This is a genomic window from Sporomusa acidovorans (assembly GCF_900101845.1).
Classification (GTDB): Bacteria; Bacillota; Negativicutes; order Sporomusales; family Sporomusaceae; genus Sporomusa; species Sporomusa acidovorans.
In genome coordinates, this window is the sequence record NZ_FNAM01000004.1 from 100322 (window position 1) to 117246 (window position 16925).

A 16925-nucleotide genomic window follows, 5' to 3' on the forward strand; every position below is an offset into this window, starting at 1 on the left:
GGAGCTTCCTCATTTCAAACATTAGATGTGGGTTTGACTGGCAATAGTTCATCATATACGGCAATAATTTGTTCCATCATTTTTTCACTGTCAAACATTTTCCGGACACGGGTTATGCCGTTTTGTCCCATTCTGTTCCGCAACTGGGGATCAGTGTACAATCTGTTAATCCGCTCATACAAGACGTCAATGTCGCCCTTAGGCACTAGATAACCGGTAACACCATCTTCGATGGCCTCCGGCGTTCCGCCAACCGCATAGGTAATGACCGGCTTCCCCATGGCCATGGCTTCCGCCAGCACCAAGCCAAAAGTCTCAAAATCAGACGGCAATACGACAACATCCATAGCCTGCATGATCTGGGGTACATCGGTCTGATGCCCGGCAAAACAGATCTTATCGCCCAAGCCCCTGCGTTTGGCTTCCCGTTTAAGTTCCACCTCGCCTTTTCCCTTGCCCACAACAAGCAGGCGCCAGTTTGGGGTTTGCCGTCCACTATATTTCGCAAGCAACTGCAGCATATCCTCATGGCCTTTGGCTTTGAGGTTTTTGATACGCGAAACAATTCCCAACACAAAATCAGTTGCTTGCAGTCCGTATTCCCGCCGTACCAGAAGGGTGCGCTCAGGCTGGGGTACGAATTTTGTCAGATCAATTCCGTTATAGATAGTGACTAATCTTTCAGGCGGAATCCCGATTGCCAGGGAACGCTGCCGGACAAAATTGCTTACACAAATAATTTTATCGACATGAACCAGTTCCATTTCCTGTCGGTTGTAGCCAAATACACCGTGCGCAGTATACACGAGCGGTATGTTAAGCCGCCGACAGGCCTTCAGGGCAGCCGCGCCGGCTGCCGCCGAATTGGCGTGAACCAGGCTGATATTGTGTTTTTTGATAATATAATAGAGCCACCAGGAGGCCAGATAGCTGTTTAACCTGATGGGAACCAGATAATGCCGGATGCCTTCATCCTTCAATCTGGCAGCAAGCTGCCCGCCCCAGGAGGCAACGGTAACCTGGTATCCTCGCCGCGCCAGAGCAACCGCGGTGGTGGCGACATAGGACTCGGCGCCGCCAATATTAAGACGCGGTACAACCAGCAAAATATGAGGATACGTTGCGCCTGCCATTAGAAACCACTCAAGATCAGCTTTTTGAGGCTTTCCATGTCAGGATGAAAATCAACTTCTTTCCAATCCTGCTGTTCAATGGCTGTCTTTTTAATCGTTATCCCGTCTTCAATCAAGGAATTGAAGGTCTCCAGCCAAAATTTATTAATATATTCCTCTTTTTTTACTAGTTGGCACAATTTATTGACATAGATTCTCCGTTGTCTGGCACCCTTTACCAAGGCCAATCCTACCGATTCGGCACCGGTTTCCGCCAAAGCGATATCTTTATGGATTCTTACAATGTTGCCGCTGCCATCAAGTTTGACTTTCATGTCGTCTTCGTCATAACTGTCTTTAAAGTCCACGGTAACCTGAATGATTTCTTCCTCGTCGGCTACAATTTTAGTTAGCACATTTTCTTTATAAATATTATCGCCATTGGTTATAATGAAGTCGTCTTCCAGCATCCGGAACTGGGCTAACCATAACGATACCAGGTTGTTGCTGGAATCAAAAAACGGATTGTAAAGCGTCGTAATCTTAATGTTTTTGCCATATTCCACAACCTTGGCATCAATCTGTTCAGCCTTATAGCCGGTAATAATGATAATTTCATTAAACAAATTAGACTCAATGGCCGTGGTAATTTGTCGTTCCAGAATGGTTGTTCCGTCCCCCAAATCAATCAGAGATTTAGGGGTGTTTTTGGTAAGCGGCCACAGTCTTGTGCCTTTGCCTGCAGCCAAAATAAAAAGTTTCACTTAGAATGCCTCCACAAATTCTTAAATTTCGTTTCCAGCAGCCGTGCCCCGACAAATAGCCGGGGATAAGCAATCTTACAGGTAAATTCCCACAAAGGAACCCGGGATGAAATCCCGACCCGCGGCAAGGCAAACAGCTCAGGATGCCGCGGCGAAGTCCCGGCAAATATGGCGAGGGCCGCTTTGTAGCCCGTCTGACGGGCGTAAAACTTAACTCTATCGTCAAAATCGCCATAAGGATAACATAAAAATTCAATCGCTGTGCCGAGATTTCCCTCCAGGATGCTTTTCGCTTCTGTTAGTTCGGACTCAATCTCCTTGTCTGACAGTGAACTTAACCGGACATGGTGAACAGTATGCGCGCCCACCGCCATGCCGGCCGCCTGCCAGGCCTTGATTTGCTCCCAGGACATTAGGCGGTCGTTACCGGGTTTCCTTTTCCAGCCGCAGGGCTGTCCCACCCAGCAAGCCACCGGAAAAACGGTTGCCTTCATACCGTATTTTATCAGCAGCGGCAAAGCATATGTATAATTATCCTCGTAACCGTCGTCAAAAGTAAGAATCACAGGCTTAGGCGGCAGCGGCGCACCGGACTCGTTATAGGCCTGCAATTCCGACAAGTGAATCGTATGGTATCCGGCCGTGCGAAGGTAATGCAATTGCCGGGAAAAGTTTTTCGTTAATACTGTATTGCGATCATGCGGGACATCGTTGACCGAATGATACATTAAAATAGGAATTTCCTTGCCCATGGGCTGGTCCTTTCCACCTGTCAGGCGATTTGATTGTGCGCTTTGATGACGTCCCAAATGCGCCTGGAAGCCTCTCCGTCCTGGTACTTAAAAGCGATATTCAGAATCTCCCGGCGTTTTTCCTGGTATTTATCCTCTTTGTTAATCAACATGGCGGTAATTTCCTGTTCCAGTTCCTCCTGGGTCGAACATTTCGGTCCGGGCGTAATCCAGTTATAGTCAACCTGAATATCCCGGTCTTTTTCCGTGTATTTTTTATAATCATAGGGAAAAAATAAAACCGGGCGTTTCAACAGTAAGTAATCCAGATAAATGGACGAATAATCGGTAACCATGAGATCGATCAGATTCATCACCGGATAAATGTCTTTACTCTTGTTGTATTCAAGGCAATGGGACAAGCCCTTGATCAGCGAATGAGCCGGTGTCGTCGGATGGAATTTAAAAACAAACAAGAGATTATGTTTTTCACCAAAAGCATTCAGGCGGTTTAACTCAATGGCCTTGTCGGAAATCGGATCACCGCCCGTATCCCGGAAAGTAGGCGCAAACAGCACCACCTGCCCGCCCAGCTCTTTAAAGTGCCGGATAATCTGGTTGTTGGCGGTATCTGTTCCTAATAAATCGTTATCTACCGGCACTGGATGAAACAGCATGTCATTACGGGGGTAACCGTAATCCACATAGTGTTTGGTTTTGATGGTTGACGCAAAAATTTCATTGGTATAATAATCAGACGTAGACATAAAAATATCATATTTAGGGTAAAATGCAATTTTTTGGCCGATTTCTTTTAGCAGGCTTGGCGGTAGTTTTTTTAAGCCTTTAATGGAAGATGGGCCAATTTGTTTTAAAGGAATGCCATGCCAGAGCTGAATCTTATTACTGCGATAAAAAATATAATAATTAAGCGCGGAAATATGATTATCGATGATATAGCTGCCTGCCCGCAACATTTTCCAGAGGGCTGCAAGACTCGGGTATTTTATCACCGGCAGATCGTGTTCGGCAAACTGCCGGATCACATTTTTATTTCGCGTCAGGTAATAGACTTCTGTCTCCTGCTCTTTATCCTGTTGGCAGGCATAGAAAAATAAGTACTTAACATTATTGGAGGATCCCTTAAACAGGACCAGATTTTTCTTTTTGGGTATCAGGCAAGTCAAAGGAATAATCAGTCCCCAGCCAATAATCAGATAGGCTGCTCGCTCAAGCAGTTTGAGCAGCACGATCTTAAGTGTTTTAAAAAACATTTGCCATGCTCCTTATTTCTCATACTTTTCCTGCGGTCCGGCCGCAAGAATCCTGTCAATTGCCTGAACAACCCGTTCAGGCAGAATTTCTTGCATACAGGCTCTGAAGACTGACTGGTCACAGGTAAGCTTTTCACAAGGTACACAGGCCCGCTGGCTTTGGAGCACCTGAGCGCTCCGGGGAGCCCACCTTTTAGGCGCTGTGGGACCGTATAAAGCAATAATCGGCACCCCGGTGGTGGCCACCACATGCATAGGACCTGTACAAACAGAAATGCAGACAAGAGCTTTGCAGGCCAGCAGCGGCAGTTCCCGCAGGGTAAAGGTTCCGGCACAATTCACTTTCTCGCCGGCAATTCCTTCAATATACTCCCAGTCATGCTTAGCGCCTAAATATACCGGTATATAGCCTTTTTGGTTAAGAAAGCCGGTGACTTCGGAAAAATAGGCTTGTTCCCAGTTTTTATTTTCAGACAGACCTTTGGGAATCACCAATATCAGCCTACCCGCCATTGCCTGGTGAACCGCAAACCAGTCTGCCACCTTTTTCCTGCTCGCCTCATCTGCATCGCCCACCCGCGCCGGCAAATCGGGAACAGGCTTGCTGGCGTCCAAATAGGCAAGAAAGGCGGTATAGTCGACAATGGCTGATTCGGCGCGCCGCTTTCCCGTAAACAGGCGGCGCGGGCCGATGGATATTTCAAATCCCGGATGAATAGGTTTGCAACCGGCTTTGATTGCCAGCATCGTTGAGGAAAAACGTCCGTCAACAATTAGCGCCTCTTCATATCCTTTTTCCCTGATCCGGTCAATCATCTCCCGCTTGGAAGGAAGCCGATAAGGAAAAACATCATCAATATAAGGATGATTTGTCACAACATCCGGTGCTTTAGGAGCCACCACCATGCCGACCCTGGCTGTGTACAGTTCCTTAATTCCTTGAGCCAGCGGGGTAGTCAGCACGACATCGCCAATGCCCAGACGGTTAATAATTAATATCTTTCGCAAGGTTACCACCTTTACATCTATGTAAGTCTTAATGCTTGTCAATAAGACTACTAAAGATCATTTTATACTTAGCAGCCATTTTGTCAATGCCTAGTTTTTGCCGGACCTCGTCCGCTATCCAGGCACATTCTTCTTCGTCGAGCGAAAACGCGGTGCGAATTTCGGCAGCCAATGCCTTAGGCGTTACTGTTTGGACGGCTTTATCAAAATTAGCTTCCATCGCTTCCCCAATATTACTAGCGGTTACCGCTCCCAAAAAGGTGTTGGCATTACGGATTGCCACAACCGGGCGTTCACAGGCCAGGGCCTCGATCGCTACCCGTCCTTCGCCAACAATCACATCAGCAGAATTATACCACCCTGTAATGGTGTCTGTAAACTTTTCTAGTTGAATGACATCACCATATTGAGCGTTAAAAGCAGCCGTTTTTTTCTCGATAGCATCCCGCAGCGGGCCTTCGCCGATAATAACAAGCCGGACATCGGGAATAAACCGGACCACCTCGCGCATGCAGTCAATCAGGCTGAGCGCTACCGCTCCCTTAATACTGCTTAAGCGGCTAGCATGAACTATTAAGTTTTGTTGTTTAGGTAGTCCCAGAGCGGCCCGGCTTGCCTCTTTATTTTGGGATACAAACTTAGAAAAATCCACCCCGTTATTAATTAAGTGGATTTGTGATTTCAGAAAGCCGAATTTGGTTGTTAGTATTGCCTGCAAGTTGTTGCTGACCACAATCATCGTCGGAAACAGGCGGGAATACAGTCTGCAAAACAGAGCCCTGTGCCAGGCATCATGCATAGTAACAGTAAACGGGACTGCGGTAAACTTATGCAGCAGCCATGACCAGATTCCGGCGGTACGTTGCTGGGCACTAATGACGTCAATCTGGTGTTCTTTTATGATGGATATGATTTTAATAAAATCGCTTATCCAACTAAATGCGTTAAGCCCGCGAAATTGCAGCCTATAAATTCGCAGTTCCGGGTAATTCTGCTGTAGGTTCGCAAGTTTTTGCTCATCGCTGCCTTTATTGACGATCAGGAATATCCTATCCTGAGGCAACCCTTTGATCAAGGCTTCCACGTGCGTTTCCGCCCCGCCAACTCGCCAGGGCTGTGAAAAAAAGAGTAAAATATTCAAATTATCCCTCTATTTCATTCTTGTTCTTTCATTCAGACAATGCATCTGGCAATCGCCGGTTTTTACGACGTCTGGTCGCTGATTTTTTTGATGATCCGGCTAGATGATCGTCCCACAACTTCCGGCAGAAGAACAATGCGTCCGCCGTTCGCTTCCACGACTCTGCTTTCCGGTAAATCCTTGACGCAGTAGTCGCCCCCCTTGGCATAGATATCCGGTTTTATTTCATTGATAATGTTTTCCGCTGTTTTTTCATGAAAAATAACCACATAGTCAACTGCCCGCAGTCCCGCCAATACTTCTGCCCGGTCGTCCTGACTGTTAACCGGACGGGTCGGGCCTTTTAAGCTGCGCACCGACTTATCACTGTTCAAACCGACAATGAGACAGTCTCCTAATTGCCGGGCGCCGGTTAGGTAACGCACATGCCCGGCATGGAGAATATCAAAACAGCCATTGGTAAATACGATGGTTTTACCGGCGGCTTTTTCAGTGGCAGCAAGTGTGCTGATGTCAGCGCGGCTAACAATGCTCATACGTGATATCTCCTAACGCCTGCTTTAACTCAGCCGGAGTAGCTGTTGCCGTCCCGGGCTTGCGCACGACAACACCGGCGGCAAAGTTAGCCAAACAAGCGGCCTCATAGACTGTAGCACCAGCAGCCAATGCCAGCATCATGGTAATGGCAACCGTATCCCCCGCGCCGGTCACGTCATATACTTCACTTTTATTGCTCACAGGGATATGAGAAATGGCGCCGGCCCGCTCAAACAAGGTCATACCTTCCGGGCCTTGGGTAATTAACACACCCTCCGCCTGTAACTGTTCACACAGCTGCCGCCCAGCCTGGTTTAACGAATTTTGGTCACGAATCCTGATTTTCAAGGCAGCAGCAGCTTCTGACTCGTTTTGTTTAACAAACTTGATTCCCTTGTAGTCCATAATATTGTAGCGCGAATCCACCATGGAGGGTATGCCAGCCTGATTGCAGGCGTCAATCACCACCTGCCTGACTGCCGGCGAAATGGTAGAACTGCCGTAGTCGCTCATGACTACGACATCCATCTGCCGGATATGCTCGGTTATATACTGCAAAAGCCTTTGTTCGACTGTTGCATTCAGTGCTTCTTTACATTCCCGGTCAATGCGCACCACTTGCTGGCGTACGGTGGCCTGTCCGCCGGCCATTACCCGGGTTTTCGTAATCGTTGGCCGGGAAGGATCGGTAATAAAACCCTGGGTATTCACCTGTTTATCGCCCAGCAGCTGCGCAAGCTGCTGACCGGCCTGATCATTACCAACTACCCCAACGGCATACACCTGCCCCCCTAAAGTAGCGGCATTATGCACGGCATTAGCGGCGCCGCCGGGTACGACAGTTTCGCCGGCATGTTCAAGAATGAGAACAGGAGCTTCCCTGGATATTCGGGAAATCGCTCCTTCCAAATAGACATCGGCTACCATGTCGCCAATCACCATGATTTTTTTTTGCTGCAAGTTATCGATAAGCCGGCTTAGATTCTGGGACACAAATAAGGCTCCTTTCACGGGGTGGTATTACCAGCGAGTGGTAGTTATATCAAATTTCCACTTATTTTCCTTGGATTTGTAAGTAAGCGTACCTTGCCAACAGTGAAGATTCCGATACCAGATATAATTCAAATCCTCAACTTTCTTACTATCCAAGTCGTAATTTCGGACTACTCCAATTGAATTCATGTGGTCGATTTTATAAGTAATCCCTGCATCAAGTTCACGATTCATGTCATCACTGTCATAGGCAAACAGTGTTTTATTCGGTTGAGTATAATGATACCCCACATAACTTGTGAAGCGGTCAGACCATTTTTTATCTACCGTGATGTCATATTTAAAAATATTTTGCACGGAATTGTCATAGCTTTCATGAATAATTTCATAGCCAGTACCTAAATGCAAGTTCATTGTACTATTTAGTTTAATCGGATCGCGGGTAAAGTAAACCTCATACTCCTGATGCCAGCTTGTTTTCGAACTGTCTATCCATTTGCCATAGCTGGCGGTAAACGTGTAGCTTACCGGCAATTGTCCTAAACGCCGGGAATGATAAGAAAATCTGAATTCCGGTTCTTTTTTAATCCAGTTATCATCATTATCAAGAAAATGCCCGTCAACCACTTCCACAGAGAAGTTCTTTTCGCGCCGCACCAAGCCGTAGCTCGGTTTATAGCCGGCTTTGCTATAGTAGTCAAGGTTCGCATAGGCAAAAAATTTATTCGTAAACGGGTATTCCAGATGCTGTTTTATATATAAGCCCTGGTCACCATCATAGCCGATGCGGGGGAAAGACGATTCACCTGCATTTTTACCCAAGCCCTGCTGATATTTGGGTAATGAAAAAATAACCGTATTACCTATCCAAAATTTGGCGTTATAGGCGATCATTTTATCCTCAGGCCAGATTTCTATCTTGTCGGCACTGACATGATAATCGGGAATTTTGGCCGGACAATTTGTCGCTGTCCCGTGACTGATCAGATATTTGTCCGGGAGCACACTGATTGTTTCGCCGGATACATACTTACGCTCAATCTTGCCTTTAGCCTGTTCCATACTGCCGGTTTTCAGCTTGTAGTTGTAAATTACATGATTGCCGGTAAGGTTGCTGGACTTGCTGGGCGAAGTACCGGTTTCCGAAAATGTAGCCGTATCATTAATCCAGATCTCATTCAACTTTGAATTTCCATCTAGATGTTCCGTTTCTAGCCGCTGCCCTTGATTCGTAATAACTACCTTGCCATTTGCCAAAATATCACCGGTCTCATCACTAAACGATAATTCATTGGCTTCAATGACAATAGGTGGTTGCGGTGTTGTTGACTTCTGAGTTGCCGGCTGCTGGGTCGTTGTTTGCTGAGTCGTTGACTGTGGGGTCGTCGACTGCTCCTGAGTGGTTGTTTGTTCTTGGGCATGGCTGATATTATAAGCGCCAAAAACAATGGTTAATGCCAATACGCCAAGTATCATTTTATTATTAGGCATAACGCTTGCTCTTCTCCTGTCATTTAATATCACAAGATAGGTATACTATCTAGAAATAATTCTATACCTATGGCGCTATTCCTTCATTTTATGGCTAGTAATATGTAGAAAAGCCGCATAAATGCGGCTTTTTGCTTAAATCTTACCTACTATTTAACTCGAATTCCATAAACTGTAACATCCTCTTTGGTCTGTATGTAAAGCTGACTGCCAATCGGTATGTTCGCCTCTTTACCGTTTACAAACGCGCCGCCAATGATGCCTACAGGTCCCAAAACAATCATACCGGCCACACTGGCTCCGGCTGCTGTGGCCAGAGATTTGGTTTCCTTTTTCGCCTTGTCGCCAAGCAATGTTTCCACTTTACTGCCGTCCATAGCGGTAACATGATCAAAACTGATTTCCAGTTTCGCATCACGTCCGAAATTTTTAGCCGCTTCCACCTTGGTGACTTTACCATTGCCCACAGCCCCCTGCGGCAGCAGCAATACACCGTCAATCACTACATCTTCGGCAATGCCTAACGCCACCGAATCGCCGACTTTACTGGTTTTGCTGTTAAGTGTAGACAAAGTCTTAATTTTAATTAACGTATCTTTGGGTATTGTCGTGGCAGCTACCTCAAATTGACCGCCTGTATAGGAAAGTTTAAGCAGCTTGGTAAGACGTGAATCCATGGAGCCGGTCTCTGGGCTGCCATTCATTGTGGTTTCCAGGCTCTCGATCCGTGCCTTAATCGGGCTGTCGCTGACCCGATGCGTTAAATTCCATTCTACCGCATTCAGTTTGGTACGCATAGAAGGCGACTGGTCGGATGTTTCCAGCACGTGGCTATACAGTTTGTCTACCCGCGGCAACAGCGCATCCTGGACTTTGGCCCCATAAATATCTTCTTCCACTTTATTGATTCTATCTGCTAAAGCCCCTGTTTGGGTCGAACCGTAGACTGACCGTTCAATAACAGCCAGCTTGCCAATAACCGTAGGCTGACCGTCCGCTTGCGCGAAAACAGGTACAGCAAGTGCAGAAATGATAAGCATCAGCGTGGTAATTATCGCTGTAATTTTTTTATTGATCATGCAGATTGATTCCTCCTTGACGAATTATATAGGGATTAATTCGCCACAAAAAAGGTATATCCTGCTAGAAAAAATTTTCTGGATAGACATGACATTCCATAGTACATGGAAAATTTCATATTAATAGACAAAACAGGAAAAACCCGCTAACAGAGTTAGCAGGTTTCCTGTTTTGATTGAAAAATTAGAAAGTGTAAACCAGTTCAGCGAACATGTTTTTCTTATCAACATCACCAGTTTTTTCATCAGTCAAGTCGCTGTATTGAACACGCAGAATACCATTTTTGAACAATGCATATTCAACACCAAAATCTAAACCTTTGACATCGTTCATTTCGGCCATGCCGTTAACCCAGCTGACGCTATCGGTGAAATCATTCCAGTTGGTCTTATTGGGGTCAAAATTATTCTCAGCTTTTCTGTAGCTAACCCACATACCGTAGGAACCTTTAGCACTGGTTGCACCTTTATACTTGAGTCTAGCAGCCCAGGCTTTTGCTTTATCACCATCATTATTATTTTTTACATAATCTGCACTATTCTGTGCATATTCACCAGTAACTGCGAAGTTTTTCCAGCCAGTGTAGTTCAAACCAACGGCACTATCTTTATACTTGTTAGAATTATCATCTTTGTCGTCTGCCAGATAAGAAGCAGTAAGATGGAGGTTTTGGTTCAATTTGAAATCAACATTGCCAATTTTATAATTAGTCGATGATAATTTATAGGCACCAGCAGTCACTCTAACATCTTTACCAGCGCTTAACACTAAGCCGTCATTGTTGCCAGAGTTATTAATAATAATTTTTTGTCCGAGAAGAATCGGTTGACGACCAAAGTTATATGTCACTCCACCGACTTCACCGGTGATGTAAGCTTGGTCAAGTTTCACGTTATTGTCCGCAGTACCTGTACTGTCCGTTGCACCAGTTTCAGATTCAGCGGCCAACCGGCCTTTAAAGGTTACATTTTTGTCAATCGGAGCAGTCATATATAAACGAACACGGGTTTTAGCTACAGATTTGTCAGTGTCGCCAGCTTTGGCAACAGCATCATCACTATACTCATAACGTTCACGGATTTCACCGGTGAATTTTACTTTGGAAGCATTTTTTTCCAGATTGTCAACACGAACGCCGAGGTTAGTCAGTTCGGAGCCGAATTCAGCTTTCAAAGCTTCAATTTGTTTTTTGGCTGCAGCATCGGCTTTGTCGCTGTTAGCCATAGCTTTTGCTACAATAGTAGCCATTTCGTAACGGGTAAGAGTTCTGTCGCCTTTGTAGGTGCCGTCACCGTAACCGGAGATTACACCAGCTTTAACTAATTGGTTGATGGAGTCATAGGACCAGTGTTTTGCGGGTACATCGACGAAAGGATTAGCAGGAGCAGCCAGAGCGGTTCCTGCTACGCTCATGGCAAATACTGCTGCCAGAGCCATAGCGGTTTGTTTTTTCATGTTTTTTCCTCCTTAGAATGTTGGAAATTTATTTTTGAGCTACTAAGGAGAGACTGTTATGAGTGTCCATGTTTCCTCATACTTCTCTCGCTGTAGTTTACTCATGGGAAATATATTCTACATTATGTATCATATTCCTGCTATGGAAAATAATATTTTAGCTTTTTTAAATTTTTTTGTAAAAAATAAAGCCGCCAACCAAAAGTTAGCGGCTTTATATAACACTTAGATTTAGAAAGTATAAACTAATTGAGCGAAGAGGCTCTTTTTATCTTTGTTAGTGCCATTGCCAGTAGTAGCGATTACATCTTTTAGTTCAAGGTCATTGTATTGAATAGTAAGTATCCCGTTACGGAATACGGTATATTCAATACCAAATTCAGGACCTTTGACATTATCTAAAATGCCATAAGAGGTGTCTAATCTTCTACCACAATCAAGAGTGGTAAGTTCGGCAGGATCAAAACCAACTTCAGCGCTTCTATAGCCAGCCCATACACCAAGAGAGCCTACTTTATCTTTCTGGGCACCGGCATACTTGATTTTTCCCATCCAGGCTTTGGCTTTTTCGCCTTGTAGTGCATCCGAATCATTTTGACCGTATTCGCCACTAATTGTGAAATTTTTCAAGCCGGTATAGTTTAAGCCAGCAGATGTGGTTTTGTAGATATTAGACTCTTTATCTGCCAAATAGGACAAGGACAAATTGAGGTTTTTATTAAGTTTTGCATCGATATTGGCCGCATAGAAATTTTTCTCAACGCTATTTTTCAAATTATTCCAATCAGTTAAATCGTCTGGATCAGTTAAGTCAAAGCCCCAATCTTTAGCGGTAGCATATCCAGCCACATCACGTTTAAAAGCACCTACGGTAACTTTAACATCTTTGCCAGCAGTCAAGAACAAACCGTCATTACTATCTGAAACATCGGCAATCATACCTTGACCCAGCCAAACAGGCTGACGGCCAAAGCTGTATTCAAGTCCGCCTAGTTTACCAGTGATGTAAGCTTGATCCAGTTTGGATTCAGCACCAGTACCCCATCCACTTTCAGCTTGATAACGACCATGGAAAGTAACATTTGGATCTATAGGCGCTTCCATGTATAAACGAAGGCGGGTACGTTCGTCAGTATTATCAAAGGTTTGGCCGTCTTTCTTATCTTGCCAATCATACCGTGAACGAACTTCACCGGTGAACTTTACTTTGGAGGCATTTTTCTCAAGGTTGTCAACGCGAACGCCGAGATTGTTGAGTTCTGCGCCATATTCGGCTTTCAGAGCTTCAATGTTTTTTTTCATTTGAGCATCGGCTTTGTCGCTGTTAGCCATTGCTTTTGCTACGATAGTAGCCATTTCATAACGGGTAAGAGTTTTGTCGCCTTTGTAGGTGCCGTCGCCGTAGCCGGAAATTACACCGGCTTTAACTAATTGGTTAACGGAGTCGTAGGACCAGTGTTTTGCCGGTACATCAACGAACGGATTTGCAGGAGCAGCCAGAGCGGTTCCTGCTACGCTCATAGCAAATACTGCTGCCAGAGCCATAGCGGTTTGTCTTTTCATTCTTTTGTTTCCCCCTTAGGTTTTGTATTTTTGAGCCTTTACCTAAGAAGAGACAATCTGAGTGGCCATGTTTCCTCAAATCAATCTTCCCGGGTTTATGCTCTTATCTCAACGCCTGTCTATCCAGGCGAAAAGACCAAACTATGTTATAGTTGGAACTTTTTACATAATAATGTATTCTATGCTGTTATATATATTCCTGCTTGTTTGTTAAGAATTTTTTACAAAAAAATAACATTTTTTTGCTAAATCTTAACAATACGGCGTTAGCGTTTGCCAAAATAACGTTCCGCCAGGATAACTGCCACATAATCATCCACGGGTACCGGCGGAACCAGCATGGTTGTCGGCAGCAGCCGCTTCCAACCGGCGGGAGGATGTGCTTGCCAATAGCGTTTGCGGGCTTCGTCTGTCGAACGGTATTCCCCCACCGGAATAACGGTTAATGCTTTTCCTGCCATTCTGACGCTTTTCAGGGCCTGCTGCGCCGAGCGCGATGTCGTACCATCACCAATCACTACCGTAGTTAGCATATGCATTTGCGCAAGAAAGGTGACTGTGGCGGTCAGTTTGTTTGTCTCAATGACTGTCTGATAGACAGGACCTTGTTCTCTATGTACCACGGCAAGGCCGCATTTCTCCCGTCCCGGATCAACGGCAAGAATCTGAAGTTCTTGCATTTGGCTTCCCCCTTCATACTCTATGTAAGAGAATTTCCTTCTATTCCTTTTTTATCATGTCTTATCGTTCCAGTCTAACTTATACATTTATGAACAACCTGCTTATATCCTGATTAGCTGCCCTCTATTCTGATACTAGCACAAACAGCCCCAAAACACAAAACGGACGCCCGAAGGCGTCCGTTGTTGCTGCGGAATGCTTGATTTAGAATTTAACGTTAACAGCAGCGCTGGTGCGAGCAGGAAGCTTAGCACCGTCTTGGGTTTCGAAATCTTGGTATTTCACAGTAAGAGTAGCATTTTTGTCAAGAGCTTTGTCGAACTGATATTCCATACCTTTGAAGCCGCCGTTCAGATCAGCAAACTGGGTGTTGGTGCTGGTGAACATTGTGCTGAACGGAGTAACTGCGTTAGCTTCTACATCACGGTAAGTGGCGGAGAGGCCAAGGTTGTTCAGTTTTACGCCATAAGCTTTGGCAGTTGCGTCGTTCTTGTTGTCGCCGCTGTTTTGGAAGTATTCAGCGTTGGCAGTTACGCCGTTAAAGAGTTTGAAACCAACGTTAGCGCCGATGAATTCATCTTTGCTGGTGTTGTTTTTCAGGTAATCGGCAGTAACTTGAGCGCCGAGAATGTTGGTGCCGTATTCAGCGCCATATACTTTGTTCCAGACAGTAGCAGGAGTAGTGGTAAGAGTAGTTACACCGTTAGCATACGGGCTTGCGGAATCATTCACCTTTGCGTTCGAGGAAGCATTACCGGCAAACAGTTTCAGACCGCCGGCTTTGGTGGCAATACCGTTCATTTGACCGTCCAGCAGGTAGCCGGAGCCAAGTTTAATGTCCTGACGGCCAATGGTGTTGTTCAGACCAAGGGCGTTGAAGCTGACATTAGCGGTTTCCAGGGAGATACCAGGTCCTTTGTCTTCCGATAATGCACTGCCGCTGGAAAGACGGGCATTGAATTTCATATTGTCGTTGATTTTGCCGTCAAAGCTTACGCGAGCGCGGTAATCGGCATAATCCTCGTTGTCTTTGGCGTCGTCAGCCGCGAAATAACGTACGCGGGCGTCGCCGGAGATCTTAACCATGTTGTCGACTTTTTTGTCAAGAGCGTCTACTTTGATACCCATGCTATTGAGTTCTGCGGCAAACTCTTTGGACAGTTTGTCTACCGTTGCCTTTTGGTCACTGTTTAGGTTTTTTTGCATGGCCGTGGCGATAATGGAAGCCATTTCATAACGGGAAACAGTTTTGTCACCTTTGAAGGTGCCGTCGCCGTAGCCTGTTACCACACCGGCTTGAGCCAGTTTGTTGACAGCGTCATAAGCCCAGTGTTTTGCCGGCACATCGGTGAATGGATTAGCGAAAGCAGGAACGGCAAATGCTACAGTAAGCGCAGTAGTAACTGCAACTTTAAGAAGTCTCTTGTTCACGAAAAAATCCCCCTTGAATATTATGATTTTAATTTCGCGGGTGTCGCCACCGGCATACCTGAGGTCTACCCGCGTCAGGGGGAATGCTTTGAAGTGAGTATCCACGTTTCCTCAATTGAGCCTTCCTCTCTGCAGGGCTAACTCGATATGCACCTGCCGCATTTCGCAGGTTTATGTTAACATAATTTCGACACAGTTGTAATGATTCCTGCTAACTCAGCAGATGTATTATTTGGTAATTTTCTTGATTTATCAAGGTTTTCCAATAATGGTACAACTGTGCAAGATTAATTATGATGTTAACATAACTAATCTTTTACACCGCTATATATTCGCGTAAAAAAAAGAGAATCCTGCTTACTAAGCAGGATTCTCTCCCGGTATATTCTGTTAATTATACAAGTTTCTAACTCTTACTTCAATTTGCAGCGGCCCGGCGGTAAAGATATCTTTGGCGGCAACAGCCGTAATCTCTACTTTTCCTGACTGGCGCTTGACTTTGTTGACAATATCAAATAATTGCACACCGGTCATATGACCGACTGTGCCTTGAAGCGGGTCCGGCAATATCCCTTTATTTACAGAAGCGGTATTAACATTTTGCAAAAAGGCGAGGACTGTTTCTTCCGCCGAACTATCGCCGGCTATATCAACAGTTTCGCTGTAAATAGCATCTCCCTGCTGGTAAATAAGATAGTTAGGAAAGAGTTCAATCCGGCCAATAACCGGTTCACCGTAAACCGTGTTGCTAACAGCGGAAATCCGGACAATCACTTGCTGGTTGTTGTCGGCAATCACTTTGGCTGCCTGGTCAAAATCCGAACGGGTAATCCACAATACATCCAGTTTTTTGTCAGACACATTCAGCTTATCAAGAATATACTGATTGGTATTATAGATTACACCGGTTAGTTCTTTGGCGGTATCGTCCAGTGACTGTCCGCCATGGACAATCGTCGTGGACAGTACTTCACCGGTGCGAAATACAACCGTGCCTTCCCGGACATTTTGCAGACCTTGTTTCAGATTGGTTGTCAGTTCATTAAGGCGGTCAACATCACTCTGCAATGTATTCTTGGCAGTATTTAATTCGCCAATTTGACTATTCAAACCGGCAATTCTGTTATCCAGTTCCATTTTCGTGGCCTGCAGGCTTTTGATATTTTCCTGATAACTCGCTAAATCTCTCTGCGCCAGCGCATAATCCGCCTGCAGTGCGTTTAAGGCCGCCACCGTACGGTCACGTTCGGCGGTTACTTCCGTAAGCTCGGCTGTAAGCTGGGAGAGTTGTTCGGCTGTTTGTTTTACTTTGGCGCTGATGGCGGCATATTCGGCATTTTTGGTATCAAGGGCTGTACGGCTGGCTTCCAGTTCGGCTGTTTTGGAAGCAACTTCTTTGGTTAGGGACAAGAGTTCGGCTTTGAGTTCTTTCATACCAAACAGAGCGGTACGTACGTCCCTGGACACTGCGGTCATTATGCCGAGGGTAGTGGCGGAAATCAAAATGCCGGTAATAATGGTAACAATTATCGAGGTATGTTTAGGCCTGAGCCCAAACATACTGAGTTTTTTCTTGCCTACCTTGGTACCCAGTTTATCGCCGATATAGGCAATAGCTCCTCCCATAACGGCGAGAGTGGCAATTAGCACCAAACCGTACATGC

The 16925-nt window shown here is 45.5% G+C and carries 16 protein-coding genes; 1 reads left to right on the forward strand and 15 read right to left on the reverse strand.

Annotated elements, in window-relative coordinates; translation table 11 throughout:
- Window positions 1-14 precede the first annotated feature (14 nt).
- The 11 genes from BLR65_RS05085 to BLR65_RS05135 form a co-directional block, all read right to left on the reverse strand.
- Window positions 15-1133: a glycosyltransferase family 4 protein gene (locus tag BLR65_RS05085; RefSeq protein WP_093793107.1), complete on the reverse strand. Its 1119-nt coding sequence runs from the start codon at window positions 1131-1133 to the stop codon at window positions 15-17.
- Window positions 1133-1876, reverse strand: coding sequence for a phosphocholine cytidylyltransferase family protein (locus BLR65_RS05090; RefSeq protein WP_093793108.1), 744 nt, complete (start codon window positions 1874-1876; stop codon window positions 1133-1135). The genes BLR65_RS05085 and BLR65_RS05090 overlap by 1 nt, the downstream gene beginning before the upstream one ends.
- Window positions 1873-2628 carry a polysaccharide deacetylase family protein gene (locus tag BLR65_RS05095; RefSeq protein WP_093793109.1) on the reverse strand — a complete coding sequence of 252 codons (756 nt, stop codon included), beginning with the start codon at window positions 2626-2628 and terminating at the stop codon, window positions 1873-1875. Before BLR65_RS05095 ends, BLR65_RS05090 begins: the two co-directional genes overlap by 4 nt.
- Window positions 2629-2648: 20 nt before the next feature.
- Complete coding sequence (locus BLR65_RS05100; protein WP_093793110.1) at window positions 2649-3881, reverse strand: CDP-glycerol glycerophosphotransferase family protein; 1233 nt, start codon at window positions 3879-3881, stop codon at window positions 2649-2651.
- 12 nt (window positions 3882-3893) lie between these two features.
- Complete coding sequence (locus BLR65_RS05105) at window positions 3894-4889, reverse strand: glycosyltransferase family 9 protein (protein WP_093793111.1); 996 nt, start codon at window positions 4887-4889, stop codon at window positions 3894-3896.
- A 28-nt stretch (window positions 4890-4917) separates the two neighbouring features.
- Window positions 4918-6030 (reverse strand): glycosyltransferase, encoded by a 1113-nt coding sequence (locus tag BLR65_RS05110; RefSeq protein ID WP_093793112.1) that lies wholly within the window; start codon window positions 6028-6030, stop codon window positions 4918-4920.
- A 62-nt stretch (window positions 6031-6092) separates the two neighbouring features.
- Window positions 6093-6566 (reverse strand): D-glycero-beta-D-manno-heptose 1-phosphate adenylyltransferase, encoded by a 474-nt coding sequence (rfaE2, locus tag BLR65_RS05115; protein WP_093793113.1) that lies wholly within the window; start codon window positions 6564-6566, stop codon window positions 6093-6095.
- On the reverse strand, window positions 6553-7560 hold the full coding sequence (locus BLR65_RS05120; protein ID WP_093793114.1) for a bifunctional heptose 7-phosphate kinase/heptose 1-phosphate adenyltransferase: 1008 nt from the start codon (window positions 7558-7560) through the stop codon (window positions 6553-6555). Before BLR65_RS05120 ends, rfaE2 begins: the two co-directional genes overlap by 14 nt.
- A 27-nt stretch (window positions 7561-7587) precedes the next feature.
- Entirely contained in the window at window positions 7588-9051 is a 1464-nt protein-coding gene (locus BLR65_RS05125) for an LPS-assembly protein LptD (protein ID WP_093793115.1), read from the reverse strand.
- A 149-nt stretch (window positions 9052-9200) separates the two neighbouring features.
- Entirely contained in the window at window positions 9201-10130 is a 930-nt protein-coding gene (locus BLR65_RS05130) for a hypothetical protein (protein ID WP_093793116.1), read from the reverse strand.
- 184 nt (window positions 10131-10314) lie between these two features.
- Window positions 10315-11586 (reverse strand): S-layer homology domain-containing protein, encoded by a 1272-nt coding sequence (locus tag BLR65_RS05135; protein ID WP_093793117.1) that lies wholly within the window; start codon window positions 11584-11586, stop codon window positions 10315-10317.
- 58 nt (window positions 11587-11644) lie between these two features.
- Here BLR65_RS05135 and BLR65_RS29500 point away from each other — a divergent pair, with 58 nt between their 5' ends.
- Window positions 11645-11815: a hypothetical protein gene (locus tag BLR65_RS29500; RefSeq protein ID WP_169716874.1), complete on the forward strand. Its 171-nt coding sequence runs from the start codon at window positions 11645-11647 to the stop codon at window positions 11813-11815.
- Between the two features lie 2 nt (window positions 11816-11817).
- Here BLR65_RS29500 and BLR65_RS05140 read toward each other — a convergent pair whose 3' ends face one another.
- From BLR65_RS05140 to BLR65_RS05155, 4 genes are all read right to left on the reverse strand, one after another.
- Window positions 11818-13149: an S-layer homology domain-containing protein gene (locus tag BLR65_RS05140; protein WP_093793118.1), complete on the reverse strand. Its 1332-nt coding sequence runs from the start codon at window positions 13147-13149 to the stop codon at window positions 11818-11820.
- Between the two features lie 266 nt (window positions 13150-13415).
- Window positions 13416-13829, reverse strand: a complete 414-nt coding sequence (locus tag BLR65_RS05145; protein WP_093793119.1) for a RuvC family protein — start codon at window positions 13827-13829, stop codon at window positions 13416-13418.
- Between the two features lie 205 nt (window positions 13830-14034).
- Window positions 14035-15261, reverse strand: coding sequence for an S-layer homology domain-containing protein (locus BLR65_RS05150; RefSeq protein WP_093793120.1), 1227 nt, complete (start codon window positions 15259-15261; stop codon window positions 14035-14037).
- A 390-nt stretch (window positions 15262-15651) separates the two neighbouring features.
- A complete protein-coding gene (locus BLR65_RS05155; protein ID WP_093793121.1) occupies window positions 15652-16923 on the reverse strand; it encodes a DUF3084 domain-containing protein in 1272 nt (423 codons plus the stop codon).
- Between the last annotated feature and the right edge of the window lie 2 nt (window positions 16924-16925).